Annotated in this window: 20 protein-coding genes and 1 tRNA gene; 6 read left to right on the top strand and 15 right to left on the bottom strand. The window is 39.0% G+C overall.

Annotated elements, in window-relative coordinates; translation table 11 throughout:
- Position 1 precedes the first annotated feature (1 nt).
- From GXK58_RS06035 to GXK58_RS06060, 6 genes are all read right to left on the bottom strand, one after another.
- Positions 2 to 832 (bottom strand): carbohydrate ABC transporter permease, encoded by an 831-nt coding sequence (locus tag GXK58_RS06035; RefSeq protein WP_160720773.1) that lies wholly within the window; start codon positions 830 to 832, stop codon positions 2 to 4.
- Positions 829 to 1,710, bottom strand: a complete 882-nt coding sequence (locus tag GXK58_RS06040) for a carbohydrate ABC transporter permease (protein ID WP_442862454.1) — start codon at positions 1,708 to 1,710, stop codon at positions 829 to 831. The genes GXK58_RS06035 and GXK58_RS06040 overlap by 4 nt, the downstream gene beginning before the upstream one ends.
- 94 nt (positions 1,711 to 1,804) lie before the next feature.
- On the bottom strand, positions 1,805 to 3,064 hold the full coding sequence (locus tag GXK58_RS06045; protein WP_160720777.1) for an ABC transporter substrate-binding protein: 1,260 nt from the start codon (positions 3,062 to 3,064) through the stop codon (positions 1,805 to 1,807).
- A 76-nt stretch (positions 3,065 to 3,140) separates the two neighbouring features.
- Positions 3,141 to 4,265: a response regulator transcription factor gene (locus GXK58_RS06050; RefSeq protein WP_160720779.1), complete on the bottom strand. Its 1,125-nt coding sequence runs from the start codon at positions 4,263 to 4,265 to the stop codon at positions 3,141 to 3,143.
- The gene (locus GXK58_RS06055; RefSeq protein ID WP_237389581.1) at positions 4,240 to 6,027 is read right to left on the bottom strand and encodes a sensor histidine kinase; all 1,788 of its coding nucleotides are present in this window, start codon (positions 6,025 to 6,027) and stop codon (positions 4,240 to 4,242) included. The genes GXK58_RS06050 and GXK58_RS06055 overlap by 26 nt, the downstream gene beginning before the upstream one ends.
- 228 nt (positions 6,028 to 6,255) lie before the next feature.
- Positions 6,256 to 6,328 (bottom strand) — tRNA-Val (locus GXK58_RS06060).
- A 170-nt stretch (positions 6,329 to 6,498) separates the two neighbouring features.
- Here GXK58_RS06060 and GXK58_RS06065 point away from each other — a divergent pair.
- The 5 genes from GXK58_RS06065 to GXK58_RS06085 all read left to right on the top strand — a co-directional run bounded on the left by GXK58_RS06065 (position 6,499) and on the right by GXK58_RS06085 (position 11,035).
- Entirely contained in the window at positions 6,499 to 6,723 is a 225-nt protein-coding gene (locus GXK58_RS06065; protein ID WP_160720783.1) for a hypothetical protein, read from the top strand.
- A gap of 102 nt (positions 6,724 to 6,825) precedes the next feature.
- Entirely contained in the window at positions 6,826 to 7,548 is a 723-nt protein-coding gene (locus tag GXK58_RS06070; protein ID WP_160720785.1) for an alpha/beta hydrolase, read from the top strand.
- Between the two features lie 102 nt (positions 7,549 to 7,650).
- Positions 7,651 to 8,160 carry a YjcG family protein gene (locus tag GXK58_RS06075; protein WP_160720787.1) on the top strand — a complete coding sequence of 170 codons (510 nt, stop codon included), beginning with the start codon at positions 7,651 to 7,653 and terminating at the stop codon, positions 8,158 to 8,160.
- Positions 8,161 to 8,169: 9 nt separating this feature from the next.
- Positions 8,170 to 8,616, top strand: a complete 447-nt coding sequence (locus GXK58_RS06080; protein ID WP_160720789.1) for a GNAT family N-acetyltransferase — start codon at positions 8,170 to 8,172, stop codon at positions 8,614 to 8,616.
- A gap of 112 nt (positions 8,617 to 8,728) precedes the next feature.
- Positions 8,729 to 11,035 carry a UvrD-helicase domain-containing protein gene (locus GXK58_RS06085; protein ID WP_160720791.1) on the top strand — a complete coding sequence of 769 codons (2,307 nt, stop codon included), beginning with the start codon at positions 8,729 to 8,731 and terminating at the stop codon, positions 11,033 to 11,035.
- A gap of 23 nt (positions 11,036 to 11,058) precedes the next feature.
- Here GXK58_RS06085 and GXK58_RS06090 read toward each other — a convergent pair whose 3' ends face one another.
- The 7 genes from GXK58_RS06090 to GXK58_RS06120 all read right to left on the bottom strand — a co-directional run bounded on the left by GXK58_RS06090 (position 11,059) and on the right by GXK58_RS06120 (position 14,707).
- On the bottom strand, positions 11,059 to 11,313 hold the full coding sequence (locus GXK58_RS06090; RefSeq protein ID WP_160720793.1) for a stage VI sporulation protein F: 255 nt from the start codon (positions 11,311 to 11,313) through the stop codon (positions 11,059 to 11,061).
- Between the two features lie 152 nt (positions 11,314 to 11,465).
- On the bottom strand, positions 11,466 to 11,585 hold the full coding sequence (locus tag GXK58_RS06095; protein ID WP_160720795.1) for a YjcZ family sporulation protein: 120 nt from the start codon (positions 11,583 to 11,585) through the stop codon (positions 11,466 to 11,468).
- A gap of 108 nt (positions 11,586 to 11,693) precedes the next feature.
- The gene (gene spoVAE / locus GXK58_RS06100) at positions 11,694 to 12,050 is read right to left on the bottom strand and encodes a stage V sporulation protein AE (RefSeq protein WP_160720797.1); all 357 of its coding nucleotides are present in this window, start codon (positions 12,048 to 12,050) and stop codon (positions 11,694 to 11,696) included.
- Between the two features lie 4 nt (positions 12,051 to 12,054).
- Complete coding sequence (spoVAD, locus tag GXK58_RS06105) at positions 12,055 to 13,080, bottom strand: stage V sporulation protein AD (RefSeq protein WP_160720799.1); 1,026 nt, start codon at positions 13,078 to 13,080, stop codon at positions 12,055 to 12,057.
- Positions 13,081 to 13,557 carry a stage V sporulation protein AC gene (spoVAC, locus tag GXK58_RS06110; protein ID WP_160720801.1) on the bottom strand — a complete coding sequence of 159 codons (477 nt, stop codon included), beginning with the start codon at positions 13,555 to 13,557 and terminating at the stop codon, positions 13,081 to 13,083.
- A gap of 16 nt (positions 13,558 to 13,573) precedes the next feature.
- A complete protein-coding gene (locus tag GXK58_RS06115; RefSeq protein ID WP_160720803.1) occupies positions 13,574 to 14,041 on the bottom strand; it encodes a sporulation protein in 468 nt (155 codons plus the stop codon).
- Between the two features lie 312 nt (positions 14,042 to 14,353).
- Positions 14,354 to 14,707, bottom strand: a complete 354-nt coding sequence (locus tag GXK58_RS06120) for a DUF1360 domain-containing protein (RefSeq protein WP_160720805.1) — start codon at positions 14,705 to 14,707, stop codon at positions 14,354 to 14,356.
- A 140-nt stretch (positions 14,708 to 14,847) separates the two neighbouring features.
- Here GXK58_RS06120 and GXK58_RS06125 point away from each other — a divergent pair, with 140 nt between their 5' ends.
- On the top strand, positions 14,848 to 15,366 hold the full coding sequence (locus GXK58_RS06125) for a CotY/CotZ family spore coat protein (RefSeq protein ID WP_160720807.1): 519 nt from the start codon (positions 14,848 to 14,850) through the stop codon (positions 15,364 to 15,366).
- A 115-nt stretch (positions 15,367 to 15,481) separates the two neighbouring features.
- Here the strand turns inward: GXK58_RS06125 and GXK58_RS06130 are convergent, their stop codons facing one another.
- Positions 15,482 to 16,144, bottom strand: coding sequence for a CotO family spore coat protein (locus GXK58_RS06130; protein WP_160720809.1), 663 nt, complete (start codon positions 16,142 to 16,144; stop codon positions 15,482 to 15,484).
- 116 nt (positions 16,145 to 16,260) lie between these two features.
- Positions 16,261 to 17,025, bottom strand: a complete 765-nt coding sequence (gene fabI, locus GXK58_RS06135; protein WP_160720811.1) for an enoyl-ACP reductase FabI — start codon at positions 17,023 to 17,025, stop codon at positions 16,261 to 16,263.
- Positions 17,026 to 17,113 lie beyond the last annotated feature (88 nt).

Below are 17,113 nucleotides of genomic sequence, written 5' to 3' on the forward strand. Positions count from 1 at the left end.
TTCACCCTTTCATCGCACCATCTGCAATTCCTTTTAAAATGCTTTTTTGGAAAATGACATAGAAGATAATTACTGGGATTGCCGCAAGGATCAATGCGCTAAGGATTGCCGTCCAATCACTTTTGTATTGCCCAAATAGCGTGTTCGTTGATAACAGCAGTGTATATTTGTTGTTGTCTGATAATAGAATGAGCGGCAATAAAAAATCATTCCATATCCACAGGACATTGGTGATCGCAATGGTAACAGTAATCGGCTTTAGCAGCGGAATGATAATATAAATAAAGGTTTGAAATAAATTGCAGCCGTCAATGAATGCTGATTCCTCTATCTCCTTAGGGATACTCTTAACAAATCCATGATATAAAAAAATGGCCATACTCACTCCAAGACCAACATATACGAGAGCCAATCCTACCAATGAGTTGTTCATATGCAGCACTAATGTCGTTTTGTATAAAGGGATCATGATGGAACTGAATGGAACAAGCATAGAAAATACAAACAGGCCAAATAGAAACTTGGACAATTTCGTTTTGGTTCGTGCCAATCTCCATCCTGCCATGGCAGAAAAAAGAATCATAAGTGAAACACCAATAAAAGCCACCACAACTGTGTTAAGTAAACTGCGTAAATAACTCATCTTTTCAATCGTTCGTATATAATTGTCAACTTGTAATTCCTTTGGTAAAGATAATACATTGGTTAAAAGTTCGCCATTTGACTTAAATGAATTAACTAATGCCATTAGAAAAGGAAAGAGCCAAACTGCCATTAAAGGGAATAAAAAGGAATAGATGATTGTATTCACAACGATTCGTTTTCGCCTCATAGCTCAAGCTCCTTTCGTTTCATGACTCTTAGCTGAATTATGGTTATCAAGAATACAATCAGAAACAATACCGTAGATTTCGCGGTGGCAAAGCCATACTTCACATTTCCTTTAAATGCTTCTTCATAGATATTAAGTGCAACAGCTTGTGTCGCCCGTCCAGGTCCCCCACCTGTTAACGAATAGATGACGTCAAATACTTGAAAGGCAGCGTTCAAAGCCCAAAATGTACAAATCGTAATGGCATGCTGGATCATCGGAAATGTAATATTTTTAAATACTTGCCAGGAATTAGCTCCGTCTAATGTAGCTGCTTCCTTCAATTGAACAGGAACCCCTTGTATAGCTGCTATGTAGATGATCATTAAATAACCGACTGACCCCCACGTAGACACAATGATGATTGCTATAAATGAATAATGAGGATTACCAATCCATGACTTATCTAGGAATGCCATTCCCCAATTGTCAGCCAAATAAAACGTAACCCTGGTAAAAACAAACACCCACATATATCCACCGATAATCATACTTATCATATTTGGCATCAGATACGCGGTTCGAAAGAAGGCCCTCGCTCTTGACACTGATTCAATTAATACCGCTAAAAATAGGGCCAATACATTCGAAATCACGACAAACACGACAACATATTTAAGGGTAAATTGGATAGACGCCCAAAATTCCCTGTCTGTTATGATTTCTTGAAAGTTCAAAAAACCAATAAATTGATAGGTTTTACTTAGCCCATTCCAATCGGTAAGTGAATAGTAAATCCCTGAAATGGCAGGATATAGTTTAAAAATGAGATAGGTCATGAGAGCAGGTAATACATAAAGTAATAGAATTCTATTTTCCTTTTGTTTTGTAAACATCAACAAACCTCCCTTACAAAGGAAGAAAAGAGACGAACAAAAGCCCCGCCTCTTTTCATTTTGCGTACAATATTAGCATTTATCAGATGTCCCTTTTTTACTTCCTGGATTTGGCAAAGACTTCATCCATCCTTTTTATAAAATCATCCTTTTTAACAGTACCAACGTAGTATTCCTGCAGCAATTTACCCTGTTCCTCGGTAACTGCTGATGGAAGAATTAAATCTTGATAGGATTTTCCGGCTTCGACATATTGATAGGCATCTTTAACCCATGGATCAGTTTCAAACTTATGAATTGTTGAAATTGGGTTGAACCTCAAGGATTGAAATAGGGCGGAAGAATCTTTATCATCAAGGACATAATTGGCGAACTTTAGTGCGACTTCCTTTACTTTACTATCCGGGTTAACGGCTAATGTTGTAGATGTGGAAAGGTTGACTAACGTATCCGCTTTATTTTCATTGATTGGTAACGGGAATACGCCTAGTTCCATTTTAGGATTGGTTTCCATAATAGTTCCTGCGGCCCAAGTACCCTGTACAAACATGGCGGCCTTTCCATTTGCAAAATCCGCAGCACCCACTTCTGAGCCGGTTTCCATCGCCCGGTCTGTACCATTTTTCATAATTAAATCGATCGGACCAAAAATATCCTCCATCTCTTTATAAGACCCTTTTCCTTCATTCATTCTGTTAACCCAATCCGGCACTTCACCTGATACTTTTCCGCCTAGGGTAAGCGCTGTCATTAATTGCGGCACCCACTGTTCCTGGAAAGCCAACATAAATGGTGTATATTTATTTTCTTTTAGTGTTTTTGTAACCTGTTCCAACTCACTTAGCGTTTCTGGGGCTTTTAAACCTAACTTATTGAAGATCGCTTTGTTATAGAGAACACCCCAAGCTGTGCTTTCAATTGGAACAACGACCAATTTGTTATCATATGTGACTGTTTTCTTTACATTCTCGAAGAGTTTGGATGCGAGTGGTTCGTTGGAGAGATCTGTCAGGTGCCCAGCTTTGTAGTAGGTTGGGATATTATTGCTATGAATGGTGAAGAGATCAGGTGCGTCACCGCCGCTTAAACGAGCTTGCAGCACGCTGTCATACTGATCTGAACTCGGCATTTCCAGATTTACTTTAACCTTCATATTTTCTTCTTTCAGCATCTTTTTTTCAAACTGTTTTGTATAGGCTTCCCACTGGTCCATATATTGCGGAAAGCTCATCATGATATTCAATTCAACCTCTTCTGGAGCGGAAGAACCGGAACTCGAAGATTTCTTTTCGTTGTTACAGGCAGCCGTAACAAAAACCAGTAACATGATTAGAGCCATAGACATTATTTTTCTCATAAAACCGACCCCTTTCAGATTTAATAAAGATCTCTTTATCTAGCTCAACTATACGGAATCTGAAAAAGTTCGTCATTCAATTTTTATAAGCTGATTTATTGTAATTATTTAATGTCTCCTGCATTTTTCCGGGACTGGTACCGAAATGCTTTTTAAATACCTTATAAAAATAAGCCAAATCTGGATATCCTACGAGTCCGCCAATTTCCTTTAATGGAACTTCTGATTCGATGATGAGCTCTTTCGCCTTTTCCATTCTAAGGGCGGTAACATATTCAGAAAAACTAGTCCCAGTCTTCTCTTTAAAAACCTTACTGAGATATTCTTTGCTAATATAAAACTGATTGGCTGTTTGGTCCAATGTTACTCCTAAATGATAATTTTTCTTTAAATAAAGTTCAATTTGTTTAACATCCATACTTTTTCTTGATTTTATTAATAGGCTAATGATCGATGATGCCTTCGTATAATGTTGCTGAGTGCACCCAAGTACCTCCTCTATGGTGGAGTCTTGACTGAACACATAAGAAGGACCTTTCCCTTCAAATACTTCTTGTATGCTGTATCCCCTGTTGGTGATGAAACGTTGCAGCCAGTTATGAAAATCGAAATAAATACAGACAATTAGACTTTTCTCAACTCCTTGTCCTTCCTTCAATGTAATAAAATCAGCTAGTTCCCTAAATTTTTGCTCGAGTAATTTTGGGTTATCTGACCTCAGACATTCATAAATGGAAGTCCGGAAGTTCGTATACTCATCAAACCAGACAACATTCATAAATCCATTCAAATCCAAAGGCTGTCTCGTTTTATCTGTGGATTCCTTGTTTAGCTCTTCTACACAACGCTCTAATTGGAGGTTCAATTCACCGGGCTTTAGCGGCTTCAAAAGATAATCATTTACCTTTAACTGTACGGCACTTTTTGTGTATTTGAAATCTGCAAACCCACTGACAATCAGCACCTTTGCTTGATCTCCTTCCTCCCGTAATCTTCTAAGTAACTCAATCCCATTTAAATGGGGCATTTCTATGTCGGTGATAATAATATCGGGGTGGAGACGGGTAATTAGTTCATACCCATACTTACCATCCGATGCTTCAGCGACCACTTCCAGCCCAAGCTTATTCCAATTCCCCAGATGTTTAATGGTCATCCTGGTCCAAGGTTCATCCTCAATAAGAATAACTTTGTACGCCATCCTGATCGCCATCCTTCTTATTAATTTTCATATACAATGTAACAACTGTTCCATTTCCTTCTTTGCTTTCGATCGAAAGACCATATTGTTCCCCGTGATACAGCTTAATTCGGGAGTTAACATTAATTAAACCGATGTTACTTGCCGCACTTATGGCTTTCGGTGTCCCTAATTTCAATTCCGCTTGAATGGAATGCAAACGTTCAAATGAAATACCCAAACCGTTGTCATGAATGGTAATCACAGCCTCATTCTCGTATACTCTTTCGGCTGAAAACGAAATATTCCAATCCCCTGCTTTGTTGCGAAATCCATGTTTCAGACAGTTTTCTATGATTGGTTGGACGATTAACTTAGGAACCAACATATCCATTAAAGATTCCGGGATAGATTGCTTCACATGGAGCCGGTTTCCAAACCGTTGATTTTGGATAAAAAGGTAACTATTCAGGTAGATCATTTCTTCACCAAGCGGGACCATCTCTTCAGAGAAATTTAAAGAATACCGCATGATGTCACTCAAACCAAGAGTAATCGTATAAATCTCTTGAACATTTTTCTCTAAAGCCATACCTCCAATAACTTGCAGCGTGTTATACATAAAATGTGGATTAATTTGGGCTTGAAGAGCTCGGATTTGAGCATCCCTGGCGTCAATTCTACTTTGATAATCCTGTAGGATTAGGTTTTGATTCCGTTTGACCATTTCATTAAAGCTGGTATGTAGAATACCAATCTCATCGTACCGTTTAACAGTATTTGGTTTATTGCTAGAATCAAGAGTTTGAGTTTCCATTCTTTTTGAAAGGTTAATAATTGGTTTGCTGATTATATGTGAGAAGATAACGGAGAAGATAATGGCTAAAATAATATTAAAAATAGCGAAGAGGAACCCTATTAATAGAGTTTTTACTATGTTGTTAATCAAAACGTGGTTCGGTACAATCTTAACGACTTGTAATTTTCCATTGCTGACTGAGTGATAAAAATAAAAATTACCATCTTTTTGAACGAACTGATCTGGGGCATTTCTCATTTTTCCTAATAAAGCAGTGATGACTTTTGAAGATGGATCCTCCCCCTTGCCTCTATTCATCAAAATGATCTTGTCTGCATCATTTAGAAGAACAATCGATTCATCTTCACTCGTTTTTATCTTTTCGAGGAGATCGCCAAGCGCTTCAGGTTTGAGCCTTATGACCATTAAGGCCCTGGGAACATTGGTAATAAAATTGTTAATCCGGTGCATGGCCAAAATTTCATTATCCACTCTAATAAAGTAAAGGTTCGTTTGCAAATGATTGTCTCTTTTCCCCGTGAAAATCCTTTTCATTTGTTTCTCAGTAATAACGGTCCCTGAACGTAAGGCCACAAAAGTCTTCTTGGTGTCTAAGTCATGCAACTCGATCGAATTAATTTTTGGATCAATACTAATGGCAGTATAAAAAGCTGTCCTGATTCTCTCTTTAACTGTATAGTCTAACTCTTCCTCTTTCATTGCCCAAGATAACAAATCATTCCGTAATGCCTTGTTTACCTCGAACTCATAAAATTGGGCCATATATTTGTTAACGCTTAGCTGGAGTCTGTCTGCAAGCCAGCTTGTGCTCATTTTCCTGTTTTCAATAAGCTCTCTGTACGTATCGGAGTATACTGAATTTGCCGTGAAAGTGGTCAGGATGATCAGTGGGACGATGGAAATCACGAGCATTGCTGCCAATATTTTTTTTCGGATGGAAAGGGAGTAGAATAATTCCTTCATTTTCAAGCAAAAGCCTCCTTTATTTCTATGAATCTAGAACATAAAAAAACGCCTACTTTTTATAAAGAATAGATATTTATTCCTATTATAAGTTAACCTTATTATAATTCATGCCTTCTTCATTCTCAAACGGATGTGGAATAAAAAAAGATGACCAACATTTACTGGGTGATTTAACTTAAAAAAAGAAAAAGTCCTAACATCAATTAAATGTTAGGACTTTCTTAATGACCTGTGAGGGGTTCGAACCCCCGACCTCAACCCTGTCAAGGTTGCGCTCTCCCAGCTGAGCTAACAGATCTCTTATTTAAGTACAAATTTAATTATAATCAATATTCTAAGAAAGTCAATATTATTTTTTAATCCCCTCTGCAGCCAAACACAAAACAAACACTTGTTCTTATTTTTCATTGAATAAAGAACCTATGTTCGGGTATAATATACCTATAAACGAAAAAAGGAGTGACTACCATGGATGGACTATTAATCCGTTCAATTGAGGAACATATGCCAATCGAAATGATTTATCTTGCTAAAAACCAAGAGCTTTCTCAAAGAAAACTAATCGTAAAAGAAATAAACGATGACTACATCCGTGCCTACTGCTTACTTCGGAAACAAATACGCACTTTTAAACGCGAAAACATTCTTTCAATTATGCCGGAGTCCAGATTTCAAAAAACATACCTCCATTAATCCTACTCCTCCTCCCTCCCAGCACACCCTCCAATAAGAAATCCCAGCCCTTTTATGTTAAAATCAGTTGTATCCATAGACTTACGGGGAGGATGTTTTTCCATGAAATATCCAAGAGGCACGATCAAAGAATATACCCTTCAAAGCACAGAACTACAAGAATCCATGGAACTTCTTATCTATCTGCCTGCTAACTTTTCACCATTATATAAGTACTCGCTGCTGATTGCACAGGACGGGAAAGATTATTTTCAACTTGGCCGAATCGGACGATTAGCAGATGAGTTACTTTTTCAAAAAGAAATTGGAAACTTAATCATTGTTGGGGTACCCTATAAGGATGTAAGGGACCGGCGAAGAAAATACCATCCTGAGGGTGATCAAAACCAGCAATATATACGCTTCCTTGCCCACGAATTGGTGCCATTTATCGAACAGGCATTTCCAACTTATCAAATGGGTTCCACTCGGGGCTTAATTGGCGATTCACTGGGCGCAGCCGTTTCATTAATGACAGCCATAAAATATCCTCATACCTTCGGGAAGGTGCTGCTTCAATCCCCATATGTGGATGAACACATCCTTAACTTAGTTAAAAACTTTAATGACGGACAACTTCTTGAGATTTACCATGTAATCGGCACCCAAGAAACAGCTGTGCCCACTACGGATGGAAAAATAAAAGACTTTATTAGCCCGAATCGATTACTATCATCAGAAATAAAATTAAAACCAATTACATATTTTTATGAAGAGTATAATGGAAATCATACCTGGACTTATTGGCAGCCGGATTTAGAACGTGCCCTCAAAATGTTTTTTTAACATTTTTAGAGGTTTTTATATTATTAGAAAATTTGCTATAATTACACAAGAAAGCGATTTATTATTGTTTTTTCGAAATAATTTCATTATGGAGGTAACCACATGAAATTTGGTGTTGTCATTTTCCCATCCAAAAAGCTTCAAGATATCGTTAATTCTTATCGAAAGCGCTATGATCCGCATTATGCTCTTATTCCTCCACACTTGACGCTAGAAGCCTTTGAAGCAACAGAAGAAGATGCAAAGAAATTTGCTGATAAATTACGAGAAATCGCTGGCGCATCAAGCCCATTTTCTCTAAAAGCAACCAAAATCAGTTCATTTAGGCCTGTCAATAATGTAATCTATTTTAAAGTGGAACCGACAAACGAACTTATAAGCTTACATTCGGAGATCAACCGCGAAATAAATAATCAAAAATCAGAATTTGCCTTTGTCCCACATATTACAATCGGCCAAAAGCTATCGGATCTTGAGCATTCTGATGTCTATGGCTCATTAAGGATGACAAAAATAAATCATGAAGAAACCATTGACCGCTTCCATCTGCTCTATCAACTAGAAAACGAATCTTGGACCGTCTATGAAACATTTCGGCTTGGAAAGGAATAATAATACAACATGACTGTTAAAATCGTAGAAAATCAAAAAGAACTAGAAGATGCTTTTTCCATCAGAAAGACTGTATTCGCCGAGGAGCAAAATGTCCCTCTTGAAGAGGAGATCGACCAATACGAAGATGAGGCCACTCATTTTGTTATGTATAGTGAAACAAACGATCCAATTGCTGCAGGGAGATTCCGGGTAGTTGATGGATATGGAAAAGTGGAACGGATTTGTGTTCTAAACGAAGCCCGTAAAACTGGGGCAGGAAGAAAAATGATGAGCCAAATTGAAGATTATGCACGGAAACAGGACCTACACAAATTAAAATTAAATGCCCAAACCCACGCCATTCCCTTTTATGCGGGACTTGGCTACGAGGTTGTTTCTGAGGAATTTTTAGATGCAGGTATTCCTCATAAAACCATGATAAAACAGATTCCTACGGAAGCACTTGCCGAATAATGGCAGGTGCTTCTGCATTTACTGGATAATTAATCAAATACTTTCCGTACCTTCAAGCATTTGTTAAGATAGAACATGTGTTATTTTTTTTTTGAAATAGAGGTTTGAATATATGAAAACAGCTATCTACCAGCAGCAGCTTATTACACTCTCACAATTAGATCGGGATCAGTACCAAAAGATTTATTTAGCAGGCAAAAGTGGTGAGCTTGACTGCCCCTCCTGCAATGAAAAGGTAAAATTATTTCTCGGGATCCAGCAGGAACCACATTTTATTCATGTCCATTCTCCTGAAAAAAAATGCCTTGACCGCGACCCTATTAACGAAAACGAAACCGATGACGAACCATTGTTTATTGAGCGGAATGGGTTTAGAATTCCGCAAGGACGAACGATTACCGTTCCCAATACTAACCTAGAACTTTTTCAATCTGCCAAACCAATCGAATTCTCTGTACCTTTTACAACTGCAAACAAAAGTGGGATGAAGGAACTGCCCCCCTACTTACAAGTACTTGCTGACAGAGGAGTCACACTCGATGATAGTCAGGTCACTGCTGTCATGGAAACGGAAGGCTCATTATTAGTTCTTGCAGGGGCAGGGAGCGGGAAAACACGTGTATTAACGGCAAGAACCGCCTTTATGCTTTCTGTAAAACAAATCGATCCAAGTTCCATTATGCTTGTTACTTTTACCTCCAAAGCTGCAGCAGAAATGAAAAACCGCCTATTATCCTATCCGAATATGCAGAGAGGAAGAATAAATCAGCTGGTTACCGGTACCTTTCACAGTATTTTCTATCGGATCTTAATGTTTCATAATGCAGAGAACTGGTCCTCTAACAATCTGTTAAAGAGGGATTGGCAGCGCGATAAAATTCTCAAGGAAGCAGGAAAGGAACTCCAGCTTTCCGAAAAGGAATTTGCCTATGATCTAGCCCTGCAGCAAATTGGATTTTGGAAAAATTCTCTCCTGATGCCCAACCAGATTAAGCCTGTATCAGAGTTTGAAGAAAAAGCCGCTTTCTTATATAAAAAGTATGAAGAATACAAACAAAAAGAAGGGTTGTTTGATTTTGACGATATGTTAATCGGCTGTTTTCAGCTTTTTACTCAGTCGCCGGCTCTTCTGGAGTATTACCAAAACAAGTTTCATTATTTTTTAATCGATGAGTTTCAAGATATCAATAAAGTCCAGTATGAGCTCATTAAATTGTTATCAGGAAAAAATAAAAATGTATGTGCTGTCGGGGATGATGATCAGTCGATCTATTCATTCAGAGGCAGTGATCCAAGCTATCTAATTGATTTTGAAAGGGACTTTCCAAATGCAAAATTAGTCACACTTGGGCAAAATTACCGTTCTTCACATGAAATTGTCGCAGCTGCGAATCAAATGATTTCCCTAAATAAAAAGCGCCGTTTAAAAAGAATGGAAGCTCAATATTCTTCAGGTGTCCTTCCTCAGCTGTTTTTTCCCTATGATGAAGAAGAGGAAGCAACGATGATTGTAACAGATATTCAGGAGAAGATTACAAAAGGGGCAAAACCAGGAGACTTTGCGATTCTCTATCGCACAAATGTCAGCTCACGGGCTGTCTTTGAAAGATTAGCCTCCTCCACCCTTCCTTTTAAAATTGATCAGGATGCCGAGGCATTTTACGAACGTTTTATCGTTAGAAGCGCTCTTGCCTTTTTAAAAGTAAGTTTAAATGAAGACGACTCAAATGCAATGAGTGACCTCTTGCCATTATTATTTTTAAAACAAGCCATCCTAAAAGATCTTAAGGCTGAGAGCATCCTCAAGGATTGCACCGTGCTAGGGGCACTTTCCTATTTGAAGACGGCTCATGCTTTTCAAGAGAAAAAATTAAAAAAAGCAGTTGTCCTCATTCGCGGCCTCAAGCATTTATCTCCTTTAGCTGCGATTGAACAAATTGAAAAAGAGATTGGTTTTCTGGATTTCCTAAAAAAACGCGGGAATGAGTCGAACAAACTCGAAAAAGGCTCAGATGACTTAAAAGATTTAAAAGTCGCGGCAAAAAGTTTTTCCACCATTGAAGCGCTGCTTGATCATGCCCAACACATGTCTGCCATGAATAAAGAAATTAAGAACATGAGTAAGCATTTTACCGATGCGATTACACTTAGTACGATTCACCGTGCTAAGGGACTTGAATATCAAACCGTTTATATCTTAAGTGCAGTTGATGGCAGTCTGCCTCACGATTTTTCCCTGGAATCTTATCGTTCCGGAGATGAGTCTCCGCTTGAAGAAGAAAGAAGACTATTCTATGTCGCTATGACAAGGGCAAAGGAAGAACTGTTTATTTCAATTCCTAGTCATAGACGGGGGAAAAAGGCGAACCGCTCGAGGTTTTTGGCCCCAATCAATAAAAAGAGGAAGACCAATTCGTAAAGAACAATTGGTCTCTCCTCTTTTTATTTTTTATTCATCATTTGGGCAATTGTATTAAAGTCAAGCTGTTTGCCATCATTAACGATTGATTTGACAATTTGATCTTCCATGTCTTTACTTACTGGTTTATTGGCAATTTGTGATACCCTCTTAATGACGTTACGGACGGTTTTTTCATCTTTGAAATTTGCGTTTTGTAAGGAATTTGCTAAATCAAAAATATCTTTCATATTTACGCCTGTTTTCTTTTCAATGTTCTTAAAGAATCCATTATCCATGGTAAAATTTCACGCTCCTTCATAAACTACTTTATTCTATGAAGGAGGAGAAAAAAGGTGATGAAAAGGATTAAAACACAGGGTTTATGTAGACAACAGAAAGGGTTAGCACTTGCTCGTGCCAACCCCTTCCATCTCATTGTCATTGTCTATTAATAGAAGCTTGCACCAACAATGATTAAAAGGATGAATAGAACTACGATAAGCACGAATGTGGAACCGTAGCCATAACCACCACCACCGTAGCCGTAGCCGCCGTAACCGAAGCACATAGACTGTCACCTCACTTTCGGTAATCTCACTAATAACATATGAAATTACCTTATCATGCGTACTAGGCATGACAGCCTATTAGCAAAATTAGCTAAAAAATGAGTATTTCACCCTTTAGGCTTAAATATAAGTGCGCCGATAAACCCAAATATGATCGCAGCTGAAATTCCCGAACTTGTCACTTGGAACATTCCTGTTAATACACCAATAATCCCATGCGCTTTGGCATCCTGGAGAGCTCCGTGAACAAGAGAATTCCCAAAGCTTGTGATCGGGATGGTTGCTCCTGCACCGGCAAAATTAATTAACGGCTCATATAATCCCAGCCCATCTAAGACCGCACCAGCAACCACCAGTAAGCTCATTGTATGACCCGGTGTAAGTTTCGCCACGTCAAATAATAGCTGCCCCACCACACAGATCAATCCCCCTACAACAAAGGACCAAAAAAACATTGCAAGCATGGACTCACCCCTTTTCTCCGTTCATCTCAATTGCTACCGCATGGGCAATACATGGAATCGTATCTTTTTGTTGAAAGCTTAGTGGGGACAGCAGCGCTCCAGTTGCCACGACTAAAATTCGTTTATAAGTACCCTTTTTCAGTTCGTTTAGGATATGTCCGTATAAAACAGTCGCTGAACAACCGGCTCCGCTCCCTCCAGCCATAACAGGCTGGTCATCCTTATAAATCAATAATCCGCAGTCCTTAAATTGGTTTTTCTCCAATTTCAGCCCATTTTTATTTAATAATTCAAACGCAGTGTCATGGCCGATTCTTCCTAAGTCACCGGTTATGATTAAGTCATAATAAGAAGGATCCAATTGTAAATCCCTAAAATGTGCCATAATGGTATCGGCTGCGGCAGGGGCCATTGCTCCCCCCATATTAAAAGGATCAGATAACCCCATATCCACGACTTTACCAATCGTTGCAGACGTTGTGACTGGATGATTCTCACCAGGTTTATTTGGTTGAATAAGCGCTGCCCCTGCACCGGTAATCGTCCATTGGGCAGTCGGCGGCTTTTGCCCTCCATATTCAGTCGGATAACGGAACTGCTTTTCAACAGCAGAATTATGGCTGGAGGCCCCTGTTAATACGCAATTAGCTCCCCCGTAATTTACGACAAAGGAGGATAACGCCAGCCCCTCCATAGAGGTGGAGCAGGCACCAAAAAGACCAAAGTATGGAATCTGCATCGTCCTTGCTGCGAAACTTGTCGGGGTTATTTGATTGATTAGGTCACCAGCAAACAAAAACTGTACCTGTTCTCTTTGGATCTCCCCTTTTTTCAATGCTGTATTTATCGCTTCCTCAAGCAATAATCGATGGGCCTTTTCGTACGTTTCTTGTCCCATCCACAGGTCATCATACAACAGGTCAAAATCATTCGCTAAATTGCCATTAGCTTCAAACGGCCCACCTGTTACACCTGTTGCTGTAATCATTGGCCGATTGTCAAAAACCCATGATTGCTGCCCCTTTAACAATTATAAAACCCCCCACATCACAAGTAGCGTTTTAATTAATGCAACAACAAAAGCAGAGAAAACACCGAATAAAATGACTGAACCTGCCAGTTTGAACATATTTCCCCCTACGCCAAGGACGAACCCTTCCGTCCGATGTTCAATCGCAGCGGAAATGACTGAATTCCCGAAACCAGTTACTGGTACTGCACTCCCTGCACCGGCAAATTGGCCTATATGATCATAGACTCCAAATCCTGTTAACAACATAGAGAAAAAGACCATGGTTGCAACGGTTGGGTTTCCAACATTCTGTTCAGTAAAGTTGAAGAAATATATGTAAAAATAACTGACTGCTTGGCCAATCATGCAAATAAGCCCGCCAACTAAAAATGCCTTAAGACAATTTTTTAGAACCGGCCTTTTCAGTTCATGTTTTTGTTGAAGTTTCTGATAGTTTTGCTGCTGAGGGGTCATTTTTTTCTGCTTCTTAGCCATATTCGTACTTCCTTTCTTACTTCATATCTTCTGTCATTTTAACAATTTCCTTTAACCGCTTTTCAGCCTTAGAGTGAGACAACTCTCCTGATTTCATCTTTTCATTCAGCCTTACCGCTTCCAAGAAAATTTTATAATCACTCGATACAGTAAAGTTTTCCTTAGGATACTTATCTTCTAGCTTCTTATTTAGCTTTTTTTCGATTGTTATCATTTTAATTCTCTGCATATGCTTGACCTTATACACCACCAAGGTATCCTCTTTCCCCTCTACAACCGCAACGTCATACAGCTCCGGTAAGGAACTGACATCTCGTTTAATATCTTCTACATGATTATTATTTTTTTTCTTTTCCGTACTAAGAGGTGTCGGATCTGTCGTCTTCATTAGTGCTAGTTGGCTTTCCTTGACTGGCTGATCTTGATTACATGCTGTCAATCCTAACAAACCTATACATACAATCAGTTGATATCCTGCTTTCATCTGCTTCACTTTCCTTATCCGAGTTAAGTGTTAAATACTTGATTAGTTTTTTCGATATCCAGTGAAATTATGACTGGCATCCAAAATCAGGATAAATAAAAAAACTGCCAGAATTACCAGCAGTTTTTTTCTATTTTAATGTTTTTTTACTGCAGCCGCACCCTTTACTCCTTTTAGTAGAAGACGTTTTACGAACAGATTGTGATGTTTGTTTGCTCTGCTTTTTATTATTCATTCAAATCCTCTCCTCTTATCATTTATTGCTACTAATTAGAATATGTGCATCTCGTCAATCTTGTCTCCACGAACGATTTATTTTTCAATAAAATGTTGAACAAAAAGTTCTATTAAAGAAGCAAAACCGGCTACCGCCAGAATCAAAATAATTGGCCTGGAGATTTCTGGACAAACATAATGAAAACCGACGATAAAGGCGGCTGACCATACTCCTGTACACCAATAACAACTAAGCAGTTCACCTATAAACTTTTTAATACCAGATTTCTTTGGAACATAATAAATCTCAATTTCCCCGTCATGTTCTTCCGTCACTTCTTCAAAAAATGGTTCACGAACAAACTCGAAGATTCGATCAAAGACAAGCAGTCTCGTCAGCCGAAAGCTTGCCAGAGATAAAATACTCAAGGTTAAAAAGGTTATATTCATACCGGCTAATATCCTTTCTCTACTTAAATAGATGATTGACCAGCCTAATTTTTACAAACAAGGCGTTTGTCCGTTACCCAAAAGTGCACTCGGCAATATGTTATTACTGTAAGATAAAACGGAATAAGGAGGAAAAATAAATGGGTTGTGGAAAAAATAATAACAACTTCCATGATGAAAACTGTGTTTGTCAGGTAGTTCGTGCCATTAAGGATATTCAAGATAACGCTGTTGAAGCAGCTGAAGAGGAATGTACTGAGTGTACTAGCTGCTTTACAGAACCGCTTGGATCGATGGTGTCACCTGTAAGGAGGGACCCAGTTGATACAAGGGTATTTGTTCTAAGTACTGCAGATGGAACTCCATTTCATGCATTCTTAACGGACGAATGTGACGCATGTGTATCTATCTATTTCCGCGTCGAAGATGTATTCGATAACTGCTGTGCAACTCTCCGTGTGTTAGTACCAGGTCATCGTGATAACGATGGACAATTTGCACCTGTTAACCTGGTTTCAGGAGATAAATGCGGTATCGACCTTAAAAAGGTTTGTAAAGTAGACAGATTCCGCGCAAGCAGAGATTGTATCACTGTTGATTTAAGCTGTTTCTGTGCAGTACAATGTATCGCAGATGTTAACCTAGGGCTTTGCGATTAAGACTGCACCATACAGTTGAATTAAAAAGGCGGTTTACCGTTAATTTAATGAGTAGAGCAGGCGTATAACAAATGAGCCAGTCGTCAATCGGCTGGCTTTTTATTGATTTTAAAAATTACCGCTTAATCCCAATCATGACAACATTATTCATATGCTCTAATGGAATTGTTCTAATTGTTTGGTCGTGGAATCGTATGGTAACGTGCTGGTCAGTGTATTCTGTTAGATAACCTTGAAAGTTACCTTCCGCTGTATAAAAGACGCATGGTACAGGGGGAAGAACTTTTGGAAAGTTAAGAAGATAGTCTAAGCGTTCATATAGCCCCATCTCTTTAAATGGTTTCACCCTTTTTATTGGAGACCGCTGTTTTCCCTGTGGTTTAACTGGTGTATTTACCTCTTCCCGTTCAGATTTTGCAGGCAATTTAGTTTCCAGCTGTTCAGGTTTAACAGGTAATTTAACCTCCGGCTGTTCAGAGTTAACAGGTAATTTAGCTCCTGACTTTTCAAGCTTGACAGGTAATTTAGCCCCCGGCCTTTCAGATTTAACAGGTGAATTTACCTCTGGCTGCTCCTTTTCAGCTCTATCCTCATGAAGTAAATCTTTTTGAGCAAGGGAAATCGTATTGTTACTGTCTTCTTCCAGCGGCAGCTCCTCCTCAAGTAGTTCCTGTTCCCGCCGATTAGTATATACTTCCTGCATGTTTGTAGTTGAAGGAGCCCTATTAAACGTCTGATGAATGTATAACAGAGGGCTTTGATTTTTTTTTGTTGACAAGCATTTCCACCTCCTCATTACGTAATCCCACACGTTATATATATGCGATATGCCTATCCAGGTTCATTTTATGATAAATAAAAAAACCTGCTAAAAGATAAGCAGGCTTGGATGGTTTATAGAATATGGTAACCGGAGTCAACGTGGATATTTTCCCCCGTAATGCCGCGGGAGAAATCACTGAAAAGGAATACAGCAGTGTCACCGACTTCTTCAGGAGTCGTCGTTCTGCGTAATGGTGCTTTTTCTTCAATTTCATTTAAAATAGAATTAAACTCTCCAATCGCTTTAGCTGAAAGCGTACGGATCGGGCCGGCAGAAATGGAATTCACGCGGATATTATCCTTTCCTAAGTCAGCAGCAAGGTAGCGGACACTAGCATCTAATGAGGCCTTTGCTACACCCATTACGTTATAATTCGGGATGGCACGCTCACCGCCTAGGTATGTTAATGTAACAATACTGCCTCCTTCCGTCATTAATGGACGCGCCTCTTTCGCCACAGCTGTCAGTGAATAAGAGCTGATATTTTGTGCAAGCAGGAACCCATCTCTAGACGTATTCACAAATTCACCTTTTAAATCTTCGGTTTTTGCGAACGCAATACAATGTGCAACCCCGTGGATGGTACCGACTGCTTCCTTTATTTGTGCAAAACAGGTAGTAATCGCTTCATCATTTGTTACATCACAAGGCAGTACGATGGTTCCCTCTGCCTCTAAAGAGTTAGCTAAATCACGAACACTACTCTCAATTCTTTCTCCGGCATATGTAAAAATTAATCTTGCCCCTGCGGTATGAAGTGAACGGGCAATTCCCCAAGCGATACTGCGTTTGTTGGCCACACCCATAACAACAAATGTTTTTCCAGAAAGATCCATATTGAAAAAGTCCTCCCACTATAATTACATGATATTAGTACTTGGTACTAATTTTACACTACTTCACCAGAAATGAAAAGGTTCCAAC

Origin of the sequence: Bacillus sp. USDA818B3_A (genome assembly GCF_009928415.1) — a bacterium.
Classification (GTDB): Bacteria; Bacillota; Bacilli; order Bacillales; family Cytobacillaceae; genus Neobacillus.